This is a genomic window from Candidatus Mycobacterium wuenschmannii, assembly GCF_030252325.1.
Lineage (GTDB): Bacteria > Actinomycetota > Actinomycetes > Mycobacteriales > Mycobacteriaceae > Mycobacterium > Mycobacterium wuenschmannii.
The window spans coordinates 3,167,188-3,186,587 of sequence record NZ_CP126981.1; the positions used below are offsets into that span (position 1 = coordinate 3,167,188).

General features: G+C 65.3%; 19 protein-coding genes. 5 read left to right on the plus strand and 14 right to left on the minus strand.

The genetic code is table 11. From position 1 onward, the window contains the following. The first annotated feature begins 146 nt into the window (after positions 1-146). The gene (locus PT015_RS15125; protein ID WP_285191126.1) at positions 147-1,799 is read left to right on the plus strand and encodes a 3-ketosteroid-delta-1-dehydrogenase; all 1,653 of its coding nucleotides are present in this window, start codon (positions 147-149) and stop codon (positions 1,797-1,799) included. Here PT015_RS15125 and PT015_RS15130 read toward each other — a convergent pair whose 3' ends face one another. Beyond that, positions 1,800-2,468: a PadR family transcriptional regulator gene (locus PT015_RS15130; protein WP_285185477.1), complete on the minus strand. Its 669-nt coding sequence runs from the start codon at positions 2,466-2,468 to the stop codon at positions 1,800-1,802. A 100-nt stretch (positions 2,469-2,568) separates the two neighbouring features. Between PT015_RS15130 and PT015_RS15135 the strand changes: the two genes are divergently transcribed. After that, positions 2,569-3,147: a PaaI family thioesterase gene (locus PT015_RS15135; RefSeq protein ID WP_285185478.1), complete on the plus strand. Its 579-nt coding sequence runs from the start codon at positions 2,569-2,571 to the stop codon at positions 3,145-3,147. Here the strand turns inward: PT015_RS15135 and PT015_RS15140 are convergent. From PT015_RS15140 to PT015_RS15150, 3 genes are all read right to left on the minus strand, one after another. Further along, positions 3,144-4,418 (minus strand): amidohydrolase family protein, encoded by a 1,275-nt coding sequence (locus tag PT015_RS15140; RefSeq protein ID WP_285185479.1) that lies wholly within the window; start codon positions 4,416-4,418, stop codon positions 3,144-3,146. The genes PT015_RS15135 and PT015_RS15140 overlap by 4 nt on opposite strands. A gap of 99 nt (positions 4,419-4,517) precedes the next feature. Next, positions 4,518-5,342: an SDR family oxidoreductase gene (locus tag PT015_RS15145; RefSeq protein WP_285185480.1), complete on the minus strand. Its 825-nt coding sequence runs from the start codon at positions 5,340-5,342 to the stop codon at positions 4,518-4,520. 119 nt (positions 5,343-5,461) lie between these two features. Next, the gene (locus PT015_RS15150; protein WP_285185481.1) at positions 5,462-6,361 is read right to left on the minus strand and encodes an enoyl-CoA hydratase; all 900 of its coding nucleotides are present in this window, start codon (positions 6,359-6,361) and stop codon (positions 5,462-5,464) included. A gap of 117 nt (positions 6,362-6,478) precedes the next feature. Here PT015_RS15150 and PT015_RS15155 point away from each other — a divergent pair, with 117 nt between their 5' ends. Genes PT015_RS15155 through PT015_RS15165 form a run of 3 tightly spaced genes read left to right on the plus strand, consistent with a single transcriptional unit; the run spans position 6,479 to position 8,730 of the window. Further along, positions 6,479-6,643, plus strand: a complete 165-nt coding sequence (locus PT015_RS15155; protein WP_285185483.1) for a hypothetical protein — start codon at positions 6,479-6,481, stop codon at positions 6,641-6,643. Beyond that, positions 6,644-8,122, plus strand: a complete 1,479-nt coding sequence (locus PT015_RS15160; protein WP_285185484.1) for an alpha,alpha-trehalose-phosphate synthase (UDP-forming) — start codon at positions 6,644-6,646, stop codon at positions 8,120-8,122. Between the two features lie 41 nt (positions 8,123-8,163). After that, positions 8,164-8,730, plus strand: a complete 567-nt coding sequence (locus tag PT015_RS15165) for a hypothetical protein (RefSeq protein ID WP_285185485.1) — start codon at positions 8,164-8,166, stop codon at positions 8,728-8,730. Positions 8,731-8,743: 13 nt separating this feature from the next. Here the strand turns inward: PT015_RS15165 and PT015_RS15170 are convergent, their stop codons facing one another. From PT015_RS15170 to PT015_RS15215, 10 genes are read right to left on the minus strand one after another with little or no spacing between them, the layout of a single operon-like run. Further along, complete coding sequence (locus PT015_RS15170; protein ID WP_285185487.1) at positions 8,744-9,250, minus strand: mammalian cell entry protein; 507 nt, start codon at positions 9,248-9,250, stop codon at positions 8,744-8,746. After that, positions 9,250-9,921 (minus strand): mammalian cell entry protein, encoded by a 672-nt coding sequence (locus PT015_RS15175; RefSeq protein ID WP_285185488.1) that lies wholly within the window; start codon positions 9,919-9,921, stop codon positions 9,250-9,252. The genes PT015_RS15170 and PT015_RS15175 overlap by 1 nt, the downstream gene beginning before the upstream one ends. Continuing rightward, positions 9,918-11,627 carry an MCE family protein gene (locus tag PT015_RS15180; protein WP_285185489.1) on the minus strand — a complete coding sequence of 570 codons (1,710 nt, stop codon included), beginning with the start codon at positions 11,625-11,627 and terminating at the stop codon, positions 9,918-9,920. The genes PT015_RS15175 and PT015_RS15180 overlap by 4 nt, the downstream gene beginning before the upstream one ends. Continuing rightward, positions 11,627-12,787, minus strand: a complete 1,161-nt coding sequence (locus PT015_RS15185) for an MCE family protein (RefSeq protein ID WP_285185490.1) — start codon at positions 12,785-12,787, stop codon at positions 11,627-11,629. Before PT015_RS15185 ends, PT015_RS15180 begins: the two co-directional genes overlap by 1 nt. Then, positions 12,784-14,214, minus strand: a complete 1,431-nt coding sequence (locus PT015_RS15190; RefSeq protein ID WP_285185491.1) for a virulence factor Mce family protein — start codon at positions 14,212-14,214, stop codon at positions 12,784-12,786. Before PT015_RS15190 ends, PT015_RS15185 begins: the two co-directional genes overlap by 4 nt. Beyond that, on the minus strand, positions 14,211-15,281 hold the full coding sequence (locus tag PT015_RS15195) for an MCE family protein (protein ID WP_285185492.1): 1,071 nt from the start codon (positions 15,279-15,281) through the stop codon (positions 14,211-14,213). Before PT015_RS15195 ends, PT015_RS15190 begins: the two co-directional genes overlap by 4 nt. After that, complete coding sequence (locus tag PT015_RS15200; protein WP_285185493.1) at positions 15,271-16,317, minus strand: MCE family protein; 1,047 nt, start codon at positions 16,315-16,317, stop codon at positions 15,271-15,273. The genes PT015_RS15195 and PT015_RS15200 overlap by 11 nt, the downstream gene beginning before the upstream one ends. Beyond that, on the minus strand, positions 16,317-17,519 hold the full coding sequence (locus PT015_RS15205; protein ID WP_285185494.1) for an MCE family protein: 1,203 nt from the start codon (positions 17,517-17,519) through the stop codon (positions 16,317-16,319). The genes PT015_RS15200 and PT015_RS15205 overlap by 1 nt, the downstream gene beginning before the upstream one ends. Positions 17,520-17,527: 8 nt before the next feature. Next, on the minus strand, positions 17,528-18,370 hold the full coding sequence (locus tag PT015_RS15210; protein ID WP_285185495.1) for an MlaE family ABC transporter permease: 843 nt from the start codon (positions 18,368-18,370) through the stop codon (positions 17,528-17,530). Between the two features lie 57 nt (positions 18,371-18,427). Further along, on the minus strand, positions 18,428-19,192 hold the full coding sequence (locus PT015_RS15215) for an MlaE family ABC transporter permease (protein ID WP_285185496.1): 765 nt from the start codon (positions 19,190-19,192) through the stop codon (positions 18,428-18,430). Between the last annotated feature and the right edge of the window lie 208 nt (positions 19,193-19,400).

The window sequence follows — 19,400 nt, forward strand, 5'->3', positions numbered from 1 at the left end:
TGGTTGTACCGCCGGCGATCGCCGTCCGGCAGCCGATGTCCCGCTGGCAGGGAAAAGCCGTCATAGCGTCCATCCCGCGACCTAGTGTCGTCTGCGTGAGTCCAGCGCAGCCCACGACGATCCCTGCCGGCCTGCCGGTCGACGACATGACGGTCGACCTCCTGGTGGTGGGTTCCGGGACAGGTATCGCCGCCGCATTGACCGCTCACGAGGCGGGCTTGTCCGTGTTGATCGTCGAGAAGTCGTCGTATGTCGGCGGATCGACCGCACGTTCGGGTGGAGCTCTCTGGCTGCCGGCCAGCCAGATCCTGGACGAGAAGAACGCGGGTGACAGCGCCGGCCGCGCCGCGAACTACCTCCGTGCGGTCGTCGCCGGCAGCGCTCCCGCCGAGCGGTCCGATGGGTACCTGCGCAACGTCGTCGCCACGGTGGACATGCTGCGGCGGACCACACCGATTCGATTGAGCTGGGCCAAGGACTATTCCGACTACCACCCCGAGCTACCCGGTGGAGCGCCGAGTGGGCGCACCTGTGAATGCCGGCCGTTGAACTCGTCTGTCCTGGGCAAGCACAGATCGCGGCTACGCCCCGGCGTCATGGAGGTCAAGATCCCCATGCCGACCACCACGGCCGACTACCGGTGGATGAACCTGATGGCGCGCATGCCAGGAAAGGGCCTACCGACCATTGCCAAGCGGCTCCTGCAAGGGGTCGGCGGACTTGCGCTTGGCCGGCGCTACGTCGCGGGCGGACAGGCGCTGGCGGCCGGCCTGTTCGCGGGGGTGTTGCGCAGCGACATTCCTATTTGGACCGACACCGAACTGAAGCGACTGACCGTCGACGACGGACGGGTCAGCGCCGCAGTGCTCGACCACGCGGGACGCGAGGTCGCGGTGACCGCGCGGTGTGGCATCGTGCTTGCCGCCGGCGGCTTCGACCACGACATGGCCATGCGCAGCAAGTTCCAGTCCGAGTCGCTCGGTGAACATTTCAGCCTCGGTGCGGACACCAACACCGGTGACGCGATACACGCCGCCCAAGAGGTCGGCGCTGCAACCGATTTGATGGATCAAGCGTGGTGGTTTCCTGCCGTTGCGCCGCTGCCCGGATCGAGCCCGTCGGTCATGCTGGCCGAACGTTCCCTACCCGGGTGCTTGATCGTCGACCAGACCGGCACCCGATTTGCCAACGAGGCAATGGATTACATGTCGTTTGGGCAGCTTGTTCTGGAGCGCGAACGCAGCGGCCGCCCTATCGATTCGATGTGGATCATCTTCGATCAGCAGTACCGCAACAGCTACGTCTTCGCCGGCGCGCTGTTTCCGCGCATGCCGTTACCGCAATCGTGGTACGCCAACGGAATCGCGTACCAGTCAGACGACCTGGGCAAGCTCGCCGAGCTGATCGGCGTTCCCACAGCACCGTTCCTGGACACCACGAAACGGTTCGACGAGATCGCCAAGACAGGACACGACACGGAATTCGGCCGCGGGGACAGCGCCTATGACCGCTACTACGGCGATCCCACCATAGGTCCGAATCCCAACCTTCGCGCGCTCGACGAAGGCCCGTTCTATGCGGTGAAGATGGTCCTCAGCGACCTCGGCACGTGCGGCGGACTACGTGCCGACGACCGGGCCCGGGTATTGCGTGAAGACGGCACTGTCATCGACGGTTTGTACGCGATCGGCAACACCGCGGCAAACGCATTCGGCAACACATACCCGGGTGCGGGCGCGACGATCGCGCAGGGACTCGTCTACGGATACGTCGCGGCCCGGCACGCCGCCGGGTATTGATCAGTCCTCGGCGTCGGCCTTTTTTTCGATCTCGTACCAGAAATCTGGTGTAGGCCAGGCAATTTGGGCCATGCCGCCCTTGTCCAACTGCGGGAAGGCCGCCTCGGCCTCGTCGAGTTCCTTGATCATCTTCAGGGCGAGCTCTCGCTCGTTCGCGTAGTACCGTTCGGCCCACTGCAGTGCGACCCGGGCGTAGGCCCAAGCGTCGTCGGCTCCTGCCCACCGCGCATCCTTGGCCGCGTTGCGATGCATCTCGTCGGCGTAGGCCACATGCTGTTGCAACATCTCCCGTAGCCGTGCCGGATTCGTCAAATGGCCCAGAGTGATCCGGAGCAGGGGGCCGTGTTTGAGTGCCGGCGGGTCAACCGGCGCCTCACTCGCCCACCTGGTCACAGTATCGAGACCCTGCGTAGTGATCTTGTAGAGCCGCCGATTACGCGTGGACCCCGGGTTCTCGACGCGGGACGTCACCAGGCCGAGCTTCTCCAATTTCTTGAGCTCGGAATAGATTTGGCTGTAGGCCGGGCTGCCGTAGAAGAACCGCATGCTCCAGTCGATCCACTTGCGAATGTCGTACCCGGACAGCTCGTGCTCGTAGGACAGCACGCCGAGCAACGCATAGCTGGTCGCTGCCAGACTCTGGTTGCCGGTCGGCTTCTCGTCCTCCACCGTGCCAGGCTAACAACCCGCGCGGTGCCACCTGGGTGGCTGACCACTGGCCGGGAGACGGTGTTGCCCGGTACGGAGCCCCGCTCGACGATGGTTGATCATGGCTGAATTGGAAGCAATGTCGCGACGACTCGCCGATTCAGTCCGTCGACTCGTCGACGCGGCGATCCGGACGCAGATCAGCGCCGCAGCGATCGGCGAGATCAGCCAACGAATCGACTGTCTCACCGAAGAATTAAGCGCATCGCTGATGCCAGGCTCATTCGGTGTACAGGTCGATGACGGCGGCCGCCTGATGCCGTGGGGCAATGTGATGATCGGTCTGCGCAACGCGGTGGCACCGCCGCTGGTGGTCGATCATGGGTCTGACGGCTCGGTGTCGAGCGAATTCACACTAGGCGCGGCGTACGAGGGTCCACCCGGGATGGTGCACGGCGGGGTGTGTGCGATGGTGCTGGATCATGTCCTGGGCGCCACCGCGCACCAGCCGGGACGGCCCGCGGTCACTGGGACCTTACGAGTTCGTTTTTTGCGCGGCACGCCACTTGGGCAGTTGCGCACCCACGCTCACGTCGACCGCGTCGAGGGTGTGAAGACCTTCGCCGTGGGACATCTGGCCGACGCCGACGGGATCACTGTCGAGGCCGAGGGGGTGTTCATCCACCCGCGGCAGGTTTAGCTCCGGGCCGGAGCCAGGCGTTTGAGGGCCAGCCCGCCCTCGAAGGGTCGGTAGCCGAACGCGGCCGGAGCCAGATATCCCGTGTCGCCGAGCGGGGTGGCCACTTCCGCGACGGTCGGCCCGATCTGCGCGGCAATCGGCGTCAACGCATCCAGGTCGAAGCCGTACAGCCGAGCTGCGTTGCCACCCAATATCTTTCGACAAGCGTCCTCGGACCGATCGTGCAGTGCCCAGCGGATGGCTAGCTTGGAATGCGGCGTGAAGCCCTCCTCGTGCGGGTAGTCGCTACCCCACATGATGTGATCGGCCCCCATGAAGTCGATCATCGCCGACTCGAACGGCATCAGTTCGCTCGCCAGATAACAGTTTCGCTTGGCGTATTCGCTCGGCGTCAGTGTCAGCGCATCGACCGACGATCCGCCGAACATTCCATAGGTGCGATTGCCAGCCTCGGATTTCATCGTCGGCACCATGGCGTCGAGCATCGCGACTTGCGGCTGCACCCACATCGTGCCCTGCTCGGTCGGGACGAAACGCAGCGTGGGATGGCGCTCGAAGACGCCCGCAAGGATCAGGTGACCCAGCGTCCGCTGCGCCCACAGGGCCATTTCGGTGATCAGCACCGCGTTCGACGCCGGCTGGTCCATCGGCATCTCCGGGCTACCGGCCCCGGCGTGCTGGACCACGGTCAGGTCCAGCTCGGTGCACAGCTCCCAGAGCGGCTCGTAGCGGGTGTGGAACAGCGGAGCGACTTGTGGGTCGCCGGGCGACACCGGCGGGATGAGCACGCCGCCAAAGCATTCCATTTCCGCGCCCCACCGGATCTCCCGCATCGCCAGCTCGATGTCGTTAGGAAAGACCTGGATCAGTCCGCGACGCCGCGTCGGGGCCAGCGAGCAGAAGTCGACCTGCCACCGGTTGTGCGCCTGTACCCCGGCCCAGCGCCGCTCGAACTCCTCGCGGGTACGCGGCAGGCTTATCGTGATGTTCGGCGTCGTCGGGAAGAACGGCGGAACAGTATTGGGCAGCAACACTTCCGCGGCCACACCGTCGGCGTCCATCTCGTCGAGCCGAAGCTTGTGCTCCCAGTTCCGGTTGGCGGTCGCGATGATCAGGTCGTCAAACGGACTCACGTAGGTCTTGGCCCAGGCGTCGAACTCGTCGTAGAACCGCTCCGGCAGGTACTGTCTGTAGTCGAGAAGATCGGCGCCGGCGTGAGTGTCCGTCGAGATGACGACGTAGCGGTCGATTGAATCCCATGTCGCGGTCATCGCATCCTCCGGTTGTCGTTCTCGACGCTAGCCTCCCGCATGGCACCCTGAGCGCAAGATCACCATCTCAGTCAGTGGACAGGTTTTGCGGGACCTGCGTCAGACCACGCCGCGCAGGCCGTCGGCGCCGAATGCCGGCTCCAGCATCGCGGTGAAGTCCGGGCCGCGGCGCAGCAGGTGACCGCCGTCGACGTTGATGACCTGCCCGGTGACCCAGCTCGCGGCGTCGCTGAGCAGGAACATCGCCATGTTCGCGATGTCCTCGGCCTCACCGATCCGGGGCAGCGGCGTGCACGCCGCGTAGTCCTGCGACAGCTCAGGCGAATCGGTGATCGGAGCGACCATGTCGGTGCGGATCAGGCCCGGCCGGATGCTGTTGACCCGCACCCAGGATGGGCCGAGTTCGTCGGCGGCCAACTGCATGAGGTGGTCGAGACCGGCCTTGGTGACGCCGTAAGCGCCGAACCAGCGGTGGGTGTTGCTGGACGCGATCGACGAGATGCCGACGAACGAGCCGCCGCCAGCGCGCACCATCTCGCGCGCGCAGTGCTTGAGCACGTACATGGTGCCGTTGATGTTGAGGTCGACTGTGCGCCGCCAGGCGTCGGAGTCCATCTGGGTGAGCGGGCCGATCGTCAGGGATCCGCCGGCACAGTGCACGGCGCCGTTGAGCCGGCCGTGCCAGGCGGTCGCGGCCTCGACGGCGCGGGTCACCTCGTCCTCGTCGGTGACGTCGGCGGGTTCGTAGCGGATCTCCCCGCCGAGGGGCGTGAGCTCTTCGACAGTGGCGGCAAGACGGTCGGCGTTACGGCCAACGATCATCACCGAGGCGCCGGACGCGACGAGACCAGCGGCTACACCCTTGCCGATCCCACTGCCACCACCGGTGACCAGGTACGTCCGGTCTTCGAACGAAAGCTGCATGCCGACCCCTTCGCACCGCAACTGAAACAGGTTCTAGTCATACCACGCGCGAGCCTGAAGCCACGGTCGTGATCGGAGCCCAGGCGCAGCCCTGGCTTCTGTTTCGCGGCGGGGCGGAGCTACGGGGTGTCCTTGCGGGCAACCTTCGTCGGCGTCGGGTTGCGCCAGTCGTCGACATCGGGCGGCAAGCCGACGGGGTAGCGATTCTCGTTGTGCGCGGCCCAGTGCGCGTGACCCAACTCGTGGATGTGGAACGCGTGCCGCAGCGCTTCGGTGAAACCCATCGCATCGGATGCGGCGTTCACCGAGTCCTTGATCAGCAGCGCCGCCATGGTCGGCCGTTCGGCGATCCGGCGGGCGAATTCCAGCGTCTTGTCGGCCAAGTCGTCGGCCGGGAAGACCTTGGACACCATGCCCAGCCGGTAGGCCTCGTCGGCGTCCAGCGAATCACCGGTCAGCAGTAGCTCTTTGGCCTTGCGTGGGCCGAATTCCCAAGGGTGAGCGTAATATTCGACGCCCGGCATGCCCATCCGTACGCCGACGACGTCGCTGAACTTCGCGTTGTCGGCGGCGACGATCAGATCGCATGCCCAGATCAGCATCAGAGCCGCGGAGATGGCGTTGCCCTGCACTTGGGCGATGGTGATCTTGCGCAGGTCGCGCCAGCGGCAGGTGTTCTGGAAGAAGTAGTGCCACTCCTGCAGGTAGACCTTTTCCATGACGGCCTCGCGGGTACCGCCGTTGTTGGTGAAGCTGGGCAGTTGCTGCGGTCCCGGAGCCCGCTCCGCGAGCGCCAACTCCGAGCCGAGGTCGTGGCCGGCGGAGAAGTTCTTGCCGCGGGCAGCCAGGATCACCACCCGCACGGCGTCGTCGGCCTCGGCCCGCAGGAAGGCTTCGTCGAGTTGAACCAGCAAACCACGGCTCTGCGCGTTATGCGCTTCCGGACGGTTCAGCCAGATCCGCGCGATGCGGCCCTCGTCGAGAGTTTCGTAAGCCACCAACTCGCTGGAGTCTGACATCGGCCACCTCGTTCACACTGAGTAGGAGATTTACACATTACGGCCAGGCCGTAACGCTTTTGCCGCGGGGTTGCGGCGCCTCTGCAGCTGCTTACGCACTTCGCCTACAGTTATGTCATGCCCGCCAAATCTGACACCAGCGAAATCGAAGACGTGGAGCCCTTGGCCGATGACACGGCCAGCCAGGCCCGGCGTGTCGTAGCGGCCTACGCCAACGACGCCGACGAGTGTCGGGTGTTCCTGTCCATGCTTGGTATCGGGCCCGCGAAACTCGAGGTGTAAGTGCCGCGCGCAGGAGGCAAGGGTGCGAAAGCCCCTACCTCCGGTGTGTCCGACTTCGTCGTAGTCGCCAACCGGCTGCCGATCGACATGGAGCGCCTGGCCGACGGCACGACACGCTGGAAGCGCAGCCCCGGCGGCCTGGTCACCGCGCTGGAGCCGTTGTTGCGGCGGCGCCGCGGGGCCTGGATCGGCTGGCCCGGAGTTGTTGATGACGACGTCGATGTCGTGGACGAGCCCATCGTCGAGGAGGATCTCGAACTCCACACCGTGCGGCTGTCCGCGGAGGACGTCGAGGAGTATTACGAGGGCTTCTCCAACGCTGCGCTGTGGCCGCTGTATCACGACGTCATCGTCAAGCCGATCTATCACCGGGAGTGGTGGGACCGCTACGTCGACGTGAATCGCCGGTTCGCCGCCGCAGCCGCCCGCGCCGCCGCGAACGGCGCGATCGTCTGGGTGCAGGACTATCAGCTGCAACTGGTTCCCGCGATGCTGCGCGAACTTCGACCCGATCTGACCATCGGGTTTTTTCTGCACATCCCGTTCCCGCCGGTCGAGCTGTTCATGCAGATGCCGTGGCGCAGCGAGATCGTCAAGGGCCTACTGGGCGCGGACCTGGTGGGCTTCCACCTCGCCGGCGGGGCGCAGAACTTCCTGTTTCTGGCCCGACGGCTGCTGGGGGCGAACACCTCCCGCGGTTCGGTCGGGGTGCGGTCGAAATTCGGCGAGGTACACCTCGACGACCGCACGGTTCGGGTGGGGGCCTTCCCGATCTCCATCGACTCGGCCGACCTCGACCAGAAGGGCCGCGACCGCAATATCCGGAAGCGGGCCAAGGAGATCCGTTCCGAGATCGGCGACCCACGCAAGATCATGTTGGGCGTCGACCGGTTGGACTACACCAAGGGCATCGACGTGCGGCTCAAAGCGCTCGCCGAACTGCTCGCCGAGGGCCGAATCAAGGGCGACGACACCGCGCTGGTCCAGCTCGCCACCCCCAGCCGTGAGCGGGTCGAGAGCTACCAGAAGCTACGTGAGGACATCGAGCGCCAGGTGGGGCACATCAACGGCGAATACGGTGAGGTCGGCCGCCCGGTGGTGCATTACCTGCACCGCCCGGTGCCGCGCGACGAACTAATCTCCTTCTTCGTGGCCGCCGACGTCATGCTGGTGACCCCGCTGCGGGACGGCATGAACCTGGTGGCCAAGGAGTACGTGGCCTGCCGCAGCGACCTCGGGGGCGCGCTGGTGCTCAGCGAATTCACCGGTGCCGCAGCCGAACTCACGCAGGCCTACCTGGTCAACCCGCACGACCTCGAAGGGGTCAAGGACGCGATCGAGGCGGCGGTCAACCAACCCGACGACGAGGGTCGGCGCCGGATGCGCGCCCTGCGGCGCCAGGTGCTGGCTCACGACGTCGACAAGTGGGCGCGGTCCTTCCTCGACGCGCTGGCCGCGGGGCGTCCGGCAAACAGCTGATTCCTTGGTGCGGCAGTTGGCGCACTGCGATACTGACGTGCATGGCAATCCTTCCCCGCGGCCTCACCGCCGCCGCAGCCATGACCCTCGTCGCCGTCGGCACCGCGGTACCCGCCCAGGCACTCGGCCCGCCACCCGATGGCGTGTACTCCTTCACCGAAGCCGGTGTGCCCACGACGTCGTGGCGCATTTCGGCGCTGTGCGACGCACCGTCCCGGCAGCGGGCCATCCCTGACTTCTCCGACCCCGTCATCGCCGCCGACCTGTGTTCCCTCAACGTCAGTAGCTACACCGACCGGTCCATCAGTCGCGCGGAGAAGCTGGCCAACTTCGTCGGCCGGGCCCGGCTGACCAGCGACCGGTGGACCTTTCAGGTCGGCAAGTCGAACGGTGTGATCTGCCCGGACGGCAGCACCGCCGAGACCACGGATACCTATGCGTTCGACGATGTTTCGCTCACCGGCACGCACACCAGCATTCACAGCGACATCTGCGGATTGCAGGCCGGAATGACCAAGACCCCGTTCACCCTCGCCCTCCGGGGGCCACTGCCCAATCCGGTGGACCGTTATCCCTTGGACTGCAACGAGATCGGGCAGTGCCGCTGATCGCACCGCGGCGCTAGATCGGCTGGATGTAGTTGATCAGCCACTCGCCGTCGATGCGTTGATAGTCGACACGCACCCGGCTACCGGTGTACACGGCTGGATTGGTATCCGGATTGGGATTGGGATTCGTGTTGTCAGTCCAGGTGGAGTTGACATACACCAGCAGCGAGGCCGAGTCCCGTTGCGCCGTCATGACTCCCACGCCGGCGATGTCGACCTGACTGACCACGTGCCGTTTGCGCGCTTCCGGGATGATGTCCTTGTTGACCTGCTTCTTGAATACCTCGCGGTAGGCAGGAGTGAGCCGCGGATAGACCTCGTCCATGCTGCGCTCGACGGTCTGATAGTCGTACCCGAGTACCTGCGGAATCTCCTTGGCCGCCAACGACGGAAGCGCCGCGCGCGCCGCCTGTGCGCCGCGAGTCTCGACGCGTTGCCAGTAGAAAAAGCCGCCGAGCGCGGCCAAGCCGACGAAGACGGTGGTCAGTAGGCTCACCGCGGCGGCAATCACCCACCGCATCAATTGCCCCCGTTTGGGTACTTCAGATCGTCGACAGTCATCCGGCCGTTCTCGTCTTCGTGCACGATGACCCGCATCCGGTAGGCCTCTGAGGGTTTGTTGACGCCGTCTCTGGTGGTGACGGTGACCCGGAAGGCCACCAACACCGATGCGTTGTCGCTGACGTCGTCGACGCTTTCCAGCGCGGCGCCGTTGAGCACCGCCTCGGACGTCGCATCGGTATGGCGGAAAATGGCTTTCAGGTTCTCGGCGTTCGGATTCAGCATGCTGCGCAGCGGACCGCTGGTGCCGTCGACGAACCGGGCCACGCTCTGGTCGATGTTGTCCTGGTTGTAGCTGAACATGTTGACGATCAACTGGGTGGCGGTGTCGACGAAGCGCTGACTCCTCGCCAGCTTGTCGTCTGCCTGTCGCTGACCGTGGATCTCGAAGCCCACGCCCACCGCCAGTAGCGCGATCCCAATCAGGCCGGCCACCAATGCAATCAACCCGACTCGCGTGCCGTTCGCCGGCCGTCGCGGCGGCGGGCCGAGGGGCCTGTTCTGCCGCTTCGCCGGAGTGGGCGGGGAAGCTACCGGGACGGCTGCGGTGGCCGCCTCACCGCCGTGCGGGCCCGCCGGCCGGGAAGCCCGCCTCCGCGGGGCGCGCGTCTCCGGTTCGCCATCGGTCACAACGGCCTCGGGTCACGCATCAGATCCACCCAATTCTCCGCGCTCGACGTCTTTCCGGCCGCGAAGATACCAGTGCCTCCTGAGGGGTCCTGGAACTCGCCGGTAGTGCCGTCGTACGTGGTGTAGGCGGTGCCGTTGGCCTGCGCGGCCGGTCCAGGTGGCGGGCCCCACGGCTTCTCGGCGGGCGGATACGGCGCGCCCGGCAGACCCACCGGCGGGGGCGGCGCGGGGACCGCCTTCGGGAACGGGATCGCCGGGTTCTGCGGCGGGTACGGCGCCGGCGGGATCCACGCCTGCCGGCCGTCGGTCCCGCCGGTGTTGGGCGGCGGCGGTGTAGGGAACGGCTGGTGTGGCGCCGGACCCGGGCCCTCTATCACGCCGGGCGGCAGTGCCCCGGCGATCGGCGTCCCGGGATCCGGGTCGTTCTCCGGCGGGATGAACGGAAACTTGTTGGGCGGCAAGACGTTCAACCCATTGGTCATCGGTGTGTCATACGGGATGGGCGGACCGCGCCACGGGTTTGTACCGATCGGCACGTAGCCCTTGGGATCGCGGCACAGCGCCACCGTCGGCGCGCGCTTGCCGGGGAACTCCTGGCACGGGTAGTTGCGAGCGCCGCGCACGGTCGACGGATCGTTATGGGCCGTCTTGCAGTACATGTCGGTCGGGAGTTCCCGCAACGTCTCGTCCGCGGGTGTACGAATCATCGGCGGCGGGATGAAGCCGGTGGTGCACGGCGGCGGATCGATGTTGACCTTGAAGTCGAGCTTGGCGCCCTCGTCCTGGGGTTCGCCGTTGGCCGCGGTGATGATCGCGGCGAACAGCGCCGGCAGCACGACCAGGAGTTGTTCGATCGACTTGTGGTAGATCACGCCTACCCTGCCCAGGTTGGCCAGGTTGGCGGCCAACATCGGGAACGAGGGGCGAATTCCGGCGAACGTCGCGTTGGCCTGGTCGACCGCCGGGGGCACGACGGTCAGCAGCGTCCGCAGCTGCGGATCTGCTTGTCGCACTTCGGAAGTGAAGCGCGCCAGGCCGTCCGACAATGACCTGATGTCGTTGCCGGAGCGAATCTGCGCCTGCAGGAACGGCCCGACCTGGTCGATCAGTTGGGACGTCTGCGGGAAGTCCGCGTTGGCCATCTCGACCAGCTGACGCGAAGACTCGAACAGGCGGGCGAGCTCGGGTCCGGACCCGTTGAACGCCTTGAACGTCTCGTGCAGTAGCTCCTTCAGCCGGGTGTCGGCAACGCTGTTGACCAACGTCTCGGACTGGTGCAGCAGGGTGGCGATGTCCACACCGATCACCGTGTTCGCGCGGTCGATGCGAGATCCGTTGCGCAGCTTGGTGGTCGCCGCATGCTGCGGCGGCACCAGGTCGATGTACTGCTCACCGATGGCCGACACACTCTTCACTGACGCGGTGACGTTGGATGGGACGACGGTGCCGCTGTTCAGTCGCATCACCGCGTCGACGCCGTCGGGGGTGAGGCCGACCGAGTCGACCCGCCCCACGGCCACGCCGCGGTAGGTCACGTTGGCGTTCTTGTACAACCCACCACCGGCGACGAAATTCGCTGTCACCCGGTAGGTTCCGATGCCCAGTGCGGCGGGCAGCCGCAGGTAGAAGATCGCCATGATGACAACGGTGATCACCGTGACCACCGCGAAGATGGCCAGTTGGACGCGCGTGAGCCGGTCGATCATCAGTGGTCCCCTGCGGGTGTGCCGGGCGGGATCTTGAACGGGTCCGCGGCCTGGCCGGACAGGTTGGCCATCTCGCCGAGCAGGAAGTCGGGCGGGTTCAGGATGTCCTTCATGTGCAGCATGTTCGGGTCGAGCGGCCACGAGGTGGTGAAGAACGTTTCACCGAGCCGTCGGACGGTGAGGTCGAAGGTGGTGAACACGTTGAGGTAGTCGCCACGCACCGCCTGCTTGATGCCGAAGTTCGGGAACGGGAACGTCAGCAGCAGCTGCATCGACGTCACGAAGTTTCGCCGATTGTCCGCCAGCGTCTTGACGTTGGAGTAGATGTCCTTGAGGTCCGCGGCGAAGTCCACTTTGGTCTGCGAAAGCACATGCGCGGCAACCGTTGCGACCTTCTTCAGGGCGCCGAACGCCTCGACGATCTTGTCCCGGTTCTTGTTGAGCACCCGGACCGCTTCGGGAAGTGCTTCCAGCGTGTGACCCAGGCTGTCCTTGTTGGCGGCCAGGATCGTCGAGAACCGATCCAGCCCGTCGATGGCGGCCACGATGTCGTTGACCTGGTTGGTCAGCCCGGCGGTGAGTTCGGCCAGTCGCGGCACCAAGTTGTTGAATTGACCCTCCCGGCCCGCCACCGCCTGGTAGGTCTCATCGGTAATCTCTTGCAGCGCGCCCAGATTGCCCTTGTTGACCACCACCCCCAGCGCAGAGAACACTTCCTCGGTGGTCGGGAAGCGACTGGTCCGCGCCTCCTGGATGGCCGACCCGTCGACGAGCCTGCCCACCGGCGCCTGATTCGGCGGCGCGGCCAGCTCGACATGCTGCGATCCCAGCAGCGACGTCTGTGCCACGCGCGCAATCGAATTGGCCGGCAACACCACGTTCTTGTCGAGCGCCAGCTTGACCGCCGCGTAGAAGGTTCCGTCACGGCGCTGCATCGCGTCGATGCCGGACACGCTGCCGACCGTGACGTCGTCGACCATCACCGGCGAATTCTGCGGCAGCGTCGCCACGTCGGCCAGGTCGACCGTGATCGAGTACGACCCCGAGCCGTGACCGCTGGTGCCGGGTAGTGCGACCGAATTCAGCCCACCGAACTGGCAGCCGGCCAGCAGCGCGCTGCCCGCTGCTAATGCGCTGCCGCGCAACAATACTCGCTTCATCGGCCGGCCCCCTGCTCGGCCGGCAACGGGCCAGGCCGCGCCGGAGCGACCGGGGCGGCCGGGCCGGGCCCGGGCCGTGGGCCGAACGGGCTGTTCGCCTGGGCTGGTGCACCGGGCACCGAGGCGGCGCCGTTGGGCGCCGACTGCGGGATCATCAGCGCCTGGAGGTCGGTCGAGCTGGGCGGGTGCGCGCCCGGAGCCGGAATCCAGTGCAGGTCCGGGATTGGTGTCTGCGACTTGGTCTGAGTGGCCGGGGAGTCGTAGATGATCTGGCCCTTGTACGCGGTGATCGAGTTGAGCGGGTGGAACATGATCGGCGGGTAGTTGAACGTGAGCCGGCGCAGCGGCGGGCCGAGCCGCTCACGGCAGATCTCGGCGCGCTTGTAGTACTCCGGCCCGGAAATGCCGGCCGCGGTGTCGAAAGAACCACCGCAGATGAATTGCACCGGGTTGGCGAACTCGGGGACCGAGATCAACCCGTTCAGCGTTCCCTGGGCCGGGTCGTAGATGTTGTAGAAGTTGGCGATGCCGGGCCCGGCGACGTGGAGCACCTGCTCGATGTCTTCGCTCTGGTCGCTGAGCACCTGAGTCAAGTCGGTGAGTTTGTTGACCGTTCCGATCAGCGTCGAATTGTTCTGCTGCAGGAAGCCTTTGACGTCGATGAGCGCCTGGTTCAGCGAACCCAGGGTGTGGTCGAGATGCGTCGAGCTCTTCGCGAGCACCTGAGACACCGAGGCCACGTGACCGGCAAACGAAACGATCTGCTCGTTGCTCTGCGACAGCGCGTCGACGAGCACCTGCAGGTTCTTGACCGTGCCGAAGATGTCGGTGCGCGAATCGCCCAGCCGGCCGGCCGCCTGCGAGAGTTCGCGCAGCGATGAGCGGAACGAGTCGCCGTTGCCGTTGAACGTGTCGGCGGCCTGGTTGATCGCTTTGCCGAGCGGGCCCTGCAGCTGTCCGGCCGCGGGACTGAGCTGCTTGGCCAGGTCGGTCAGCGACTCCTTGACCTCATCCCACTCGACCGGCACCGCGGTCTTGGCCAGCGGAATGCTGGCGCCATCGGACAGCGCCGGACCGTTGGTGTACGCGGGAGCGAGCTGAATGAACCGTGCCGCAACCAGATTCGGCGACATGATGATGGCGCGGGCATCGGCCGGCACCTTCACACCGTGTTTCACCGTCATGGTGATCTTGACGTCGTCGGCGCGAGGCTCGATCGACTCGATCTTGCCGACCGGCACTCCGACGATGCGAATCTGATCGCCCGGGTACAGCCCGACGGCGGAGGTGAAGTAGCCGGTGATCTTGTTGCCGCCATGGGTCGGCCAGACCAGGTAGGCGCCCGTCGCAATCGAAAGGGCAAGCAGCACAGCAAGGGTCAACCGCACGCCGCGGCGACGTTCCCGAATAGCCGAGGAAAGGGTCATGGCGACTGCGGCCTCAACTTCCAGCGGTCCTGGATCATTCCGCGCAGGTAGTCCGCGAAGCTGGCCGGCAGCTTGCCCGGTTGGAAGACGGTGTCGAACAGCATCCCGACGATCGGCGCGGGTAGCACACCGTAGACGTTGACGTTGAAGCCGGGCCCGGAGCCGACGACCTCACCGAGCGTGGTGGCATAGGAAGGCAGGCGTTTCAGCGCCTCGCTGATGTAGTCGCGGCGTTCATTGAGATCGTCGAGCACGGTGTTGAGCTTCTCCAGAGCCGGGCCGAATTCCTTCCGGTTGTCCGCGACGAATCCGGAGAGTTGTGCCGAGACGTCGTCGATGCCGGCGATCAGCTCGCCCAGCGCGGCGCGGCGGGCATCGAGCGCACCGAAGAGTTGGTTGCCGTCGACGATCAGCTTGTTGACCTGCCCGGCTCGTTCGGCGAGCACACCTGTGACCGATTTCGCATGGGCCAGAAGGTGTTCCAGTGCCTCGTCACGAGTGTTCAGGGTGCGCGACAACGAGGTGATGCCGTCGAGCGCGCCGCGCAGTTGTGGGGTGGCGTCGTGCAGGGCGTCGGTGAGGACCTTCAGCGACTTCTCGAACTGCGCCTTGTCGAGGTCGCCGGCGTTATGGCCGAGGTCTTCCAGCGCCGAGCCCAGCGCATAGGGCGTCGTCGTTCGGCTCAGCGGGATCGTGGTGGCGGTCCCGGCCCCGGACGGGGTGACCGCGATCGCGCGCTGTCCGAGGATGGTCTCGGTGCGGATCGCGGCCAGCGAACCGTTGCCGACGTTGACGTGGCGGTCGACGGTGAAGTCAACTCGCGCGGTATCCCCCGCGAGCGAAACCTCCTGCACCTTTCCGACTTTGATACCCGAGACGTAGACATCGTTGCCGGGGTCGATCCCCCCGGCGTCTGCGAAGTAGGCGGTGTAGGGCCGTCCCTGCGGCCAGAACGGCAGCGACGTGTAACCGAAGGCGACCAGGACCACGCAGACGACGAGGACCACGCCGAAGATTCCTGTGCGCAGCGGGTCGCGGTCGCGGCGGTGGGTGCTGTTACTTGACAAAAGCACACCTGCCCTTGCTCGGATCCACCTGGCCACCAAAGGGAATGATGATGTCGCTGCCCGCCGGACCGTTGATCTTCAGGCTGACCGTGCAGAAGTAGATGTTGAAATATGCGCCGTAGGCGCCGAGTGCGGACAGCCGGAGGTAGTCCTCGCCGAGTTGCTCGATGTCGTTGTTCACCTCGGGCAGACGATCGACGATTTCACCAGCGAGCGGCCGCGTGTTCTCCAGCACGCCCTGCAGCGGTCGGCGCGAGTTCTTCAGCAGATCCGTCAGATCCGTGGTCGTGGTCGCCAACGGCTGGATGGCGCCGGCGATCGAGTCGCGTCCCTCGGCCAGGCCGGTGATCAGCTTCTGCAACTGGTCGACGGAATCCGAGAACTGGGCGCCTTTGGCGTCCACGGTCTCCAGCACGGCGTTGAGATTGCTGATGACACTGCCGATCGCACGGTCGCGCGCACCGAGCGTCGAACCGAATGTGTTGGTGTTGGACAGCAGGCTGGACAGCGCGCCGCCCTGGCCCTGCAGCAGGTCGATCACGTAGCCGCTGACCGTGTTGATCTTGTCGGCGTCGAGCCCCTTCAGTACCGGGCGCAGCCCACCGAGCAGCGCATCGAGATCCAACGCCGGTTGGGTGTGCCGCTGGTCGATCGTGCTGCCGGGCGCCAGCTTGCGCAATTCCCCAGGGCCGGAAGTAATTTCGAGGAACCGGTCACCCACCAGGTTGTCGTAGCGGATCAGCGCACGCGTCGAGGTGTAGAGCGTGTAGCGCTTGTCGACGGTGAACGCCACGTCGACGGTGTTGTTCGGGTTGAGCTTGACTTCCTTCACCGCGCCGACCGGCACGCCGGCGATGCGGACCTTCTGGTTGCCCTTCAACCGCGTCGCGTCCAGGAAGTTGGCGTGGTAGGTGTTCGACGGCCCGAAACGGAACTCGCCGAACGTCACCACCAGCCCGAGTGCCACCAACAGCATTGTGACCGTGAAGATCCCGACCTTGATCATGATCGAGCGCTGCGATTCGTAGTTGTCCATCAGAAGTCGTCCCGCTCTGCGAACGCGCCGTGGAACAACCACTGCAGCGTCGACGGCGCATCCACTTGCAATTCGGTGAACGGCTCGTAGGGAATGTTCGCGTTGTCGGTCACCAGGAACGGGGCGCGGTACCAGGAGCCACTGGTCTGCTTGGTCGGCAGGTCCGGCAGGCCGCGGCAGTTCGGGCCGCCGGACGCGTTCACGATCGGCAGGCTCTCCGGGTACGTGTACGACGGTGCGCCGAGGATGAAGCTCGACGAGGTGAACAAGCCCGCCTTTTTGACGCCGAGGATGGGCGCGAACTCCTTGATACCACGGTCTATCGCGCCGAACAGGCAGCCGAATTCCGGCGAATAGTCCGCGGCGACCTTCAGCGGGGCGCGCAGTCGCTTGATTCCGTCGATCAGGTTCTGCTCGGCGGGCGCAAGGGTGTCATACGCGTTGTTGGACAAACCGATTGCCGACAGCAGGCTGGTGTTGAGGTTGGTCTGCTGATCGACCACGGTCTTGGCGATCGTGGGCGTGTTGTTGAAGACGGTGACCAGATCGGGTGCCGCGTCGGCGTAGATGTTGGCGACTGCGGCGGTCCGGCGGAAATCCTGCTGCAACGTCGGCAGCTTCGGATTGAGTTGCTGTGTAAGGGTATTCAGGCCCGATAACACGCCGCCCAGATCCTTGCCGTGACCGCGCAGGCCCTCGGCCAACGCGCTCAGCGTGCCGTTCAGCTCAACGGGGTCGATCTTCTGCAGCAGCCCGATCAGCGACTGGAACAGCGTGTTGACTTCCAGCGACACCGCCGAGACCGCGAGATGCGCACCCGGCCGCAGCGTCGACGGGGACGGCGCCTTGGGCGGGATGAACTCCACCGACTTGGCGCCGAACACGGTACTGCTCGCGATGTGGACCGCTGCGTTGGAGGGGATGTAGTGCAACTCGCCGCCGTCGATCGCCAGTTTCAACTGGGCATGCTCGCCCTCGTAGCTGATGTCGTCGACCTTGCCGATCTGGATGCCGCGATACTTCACCTTGTTGCCGCGGTCCATCTCGAGACCGGCGCGCGGCGCCGTGAGTGTGACGGTGTCGACTGGGGTGAAAGCCGCCGTGTACGACAGGTAGGTCAGCACCACAGACGCCACCAACAGAGAGGCCAGCAGCGCCGCTGCCAGCCTGACGTGAGTGCGATGTGCACCGGTGCCTGCCACTGTCCCCCTTACCCGGAGAGGTTGAAATTACCGGACGCGCCGTATACGGCCAGCGAGATGAACAAAGTAATGACCACGACAACGATCAGCGACGTGCGGACCGCCTGACCGACCGCCAGGCCGACACCCACCGGACCGCCAGATGCGTTGTAGCCGTAGTACGTATGAATCAGCATCACTCCGATCGACATCACGATTGCCTGCAGGAACGACCAGAGCAGATCGGTGGGGATCAGGAAGGTGCTGAAGTAGTGGTCGTACAGACCGGCCGACTGCCCGTTGATGAAAACCGTGGTGAAGCGCGCGGCGAAGAAAGACGCCAGTACCGCAAGGGAATACAGCGGAACGATCGCGATCAACCCCGCGATCAGCCGCGTCGACACCAAGTAGGACACCGAGTGCACCGCCATCGACTCGATCGCGTCGATTTCCTCAGCCACCCGCATGGCCCCCAACTGGGCCGTGGTGCCGGCACCGATGGTGGCGGCCAACGCAATTCCCGCAACGACTGGAGCGACGATGCGGACGTTGAGGAACGCCGACAGGAATCCGGTCAGCGCCTCGATACCGATGTTGCCCAGCGACTCGTAGCCCTGCACCGCGATCACGCCACCCGATGCCAGGGTCAAAAACGCTGCGACGCCGACGGTTCCACCGATCAGGACCAATGCGCCAGTGCCCATGGTCATTTCGGCGATCAACCGGATCGTCTCTTTGCGGTAGCGGGTGAGCGCATTCGGGATGTAGCGCATCGACTCGCCGTAGAACAATGCTTGCTCGCCGAAATTGTCGACGGGCCCGGCGAACCGATGGAAGAAGCGGCGGACCCGTAGGGAGGCGTCGTAGCTCATGGGCGCCACTCCTCCCCATCGCTGCGCTCTGCATCGTCGATGTCGCGACTCATCGCGTTACCGGGCCAACACTCGAACGCCGATCGCCGTCATGATGACGTTGATGACGAACAGACAGATGAACGCGTAGACGACGGTCTCGTTGACCGCCACGCCAACGCCCTTCGGGCCACCCTTGACCGTCAGCCCGCGGTAGCAGCCGACCAGTCCCGCGACGACGCCGAACAGCAGAGCCTTGACCTCCGAGAGAATCAACTCGCCGAGGTGAGTCAGCACGGTCAGGCCGTTGACGAATGCGCCCGGGTTGACGCCCTGCAGCAGCACCGAGAAGACGTAGCCGCCGGCGATGCCGATTGCCGAGACCAGACCGTTGAGAAGCAGTGCGACGAACGTCGACGCCAGCACCCTCGGCACGACCAGGCGCTGAATCGGGTCGATGCCCAGCACGCGCATCGCGTCGATCTCCTCGCGGATGGTGCGCGCTCCGAGATCGGCACAGATCGCGGTGGCACCGGCACCGGCCACCACCAACACCGTGACGACGGGTCCGAGCTGAGTGATGGTTCCGAACGCGGTGCCCGCGCCCGACAGGTCGGCGGCGCCGATCTCACGAAGAAGGATGTTGAGCGTGAAGGCGACCAGAACGGTGAACGGGATGGCCACCAACAGGGTGGGCACCAGCGAGACGCTGGCGATCATCCAAGTCTGGTCGAGAAACTCGCGGAACTGGAACGGCCGCGCAAAGGTCTTGCGAAAAGTCTCCAGGGCCATCTCGACGAACCCGCCCACGGCCCGAGCCGGAACCGCAAGCTGTTCGAACAACCTGGTTCCCTTCTCGCGCGGGGTTCCACCGCATTCGACAGCGAAGCCCTTGTGTCCCCGATTGCGCCGCCATAGCTTGATGTCGAGCCGTCGGCGTCCGCGTGAGCCGGCCAATCGTAACTAGAACACGTTCGGAGTGTCAAAGAACGACAAAATTTGACAAATGTCAGTAATTTAGCAGGTCAGAGCGTTTGTGACGCAAGTCATT

Bases quoted from the DNA above. Each gene is read 5' to 3' on its own strand.
- PT015_RS15135 (WP_285185478.1), top strand. From the start codon at position 2,569: ATGGCTGAATTGGAAGCAATGTCGCGACGACTCGCCGATTCAGTCCGT.
- PT015_RS15180 (WP_285185489.1), bottom strand. From the start codon at position 11,627: ATGATCGACCGGCTCACGCGCGTCCAACTGGCCATCTTCGCGGTGGTC.
- PT015_RS15125 (WP_285191126.1), top strand. From the start codon at position 147: ATGACGGTCGACCTCCTGGTGGTGGGTTCCGGGACAGGTATCGCCGCC.
- PT015_RS15170 (WP_285185487.1), bottom strand. From the start codon at position 9,250: ATGCGGTGGGTGATTGCCGCCGCGGTGAGCCTACTGACCACCGTCTTC.
- PT015_RS15185 (WP_285185490.1), bottom strand. From the start codon at position 12,787: ATGAAGCGAGTATTGTTGCGCGGCAGCGCATTAGCAGCGGGCAGCGCG.
- PT015_RS15145 (WP_285185480.1), bottom strand. From the start codon at position 5,342: ATGCAGCTTTCGTTCGAAGACCGGACGTACCTGGTCACCGGTGGTGGC.
- PT015_RS15140 (WP_285185479.1), bottom strand. From the start codon at position 4,418: ATGACCGCGACATGGGATTCAATCGACCGCTACGTCGTCATCTCGACG.
- PT015_RS15200 (WP_285185493.1), bottom strand. From the start codon at position 16,317: ATGGACAACTACGAATCGCAGCGCTCGATCATGATCAAGGTCGGGATC.
- PT015_RS15155 (WP_285185483.1), top strand. From the start codon at position 6,479: ATGCCCGCCAAATCTGACACCAGCGAAATCGAAGACGTGGAGCCCTTG.
- PT015_RS15210 (WP_285185495.1), bottom strand. From the start codon at position 18,370: ATGAGCTACGACGCCTCCCTACGGGTCCGCCGCTTCTTCCATCGGTTC.
- PT015_RS15165 (WP_285185485.1), top strand. From the start codon at position 8,164: ATGGCAATCCTTCCCCGCGGCCTCACCGCCGCCGCAGCCATGACCCTC.
- PT015_RS15190 (WP_285185491.1), bottom strand. From the start codon at position 14,214: ATGACCCTTTCCTCGGCTATTCGGGAACGTCGCCGCGGCGTGCGGTTG.
- PT015_RS15150 (WP_285185481.1), bottom strand. From the start codon at position 6,361: ATGTCAGACTCCAGCGAGTTGGTGGCTTACGAAACTCTCGACGAGGGC.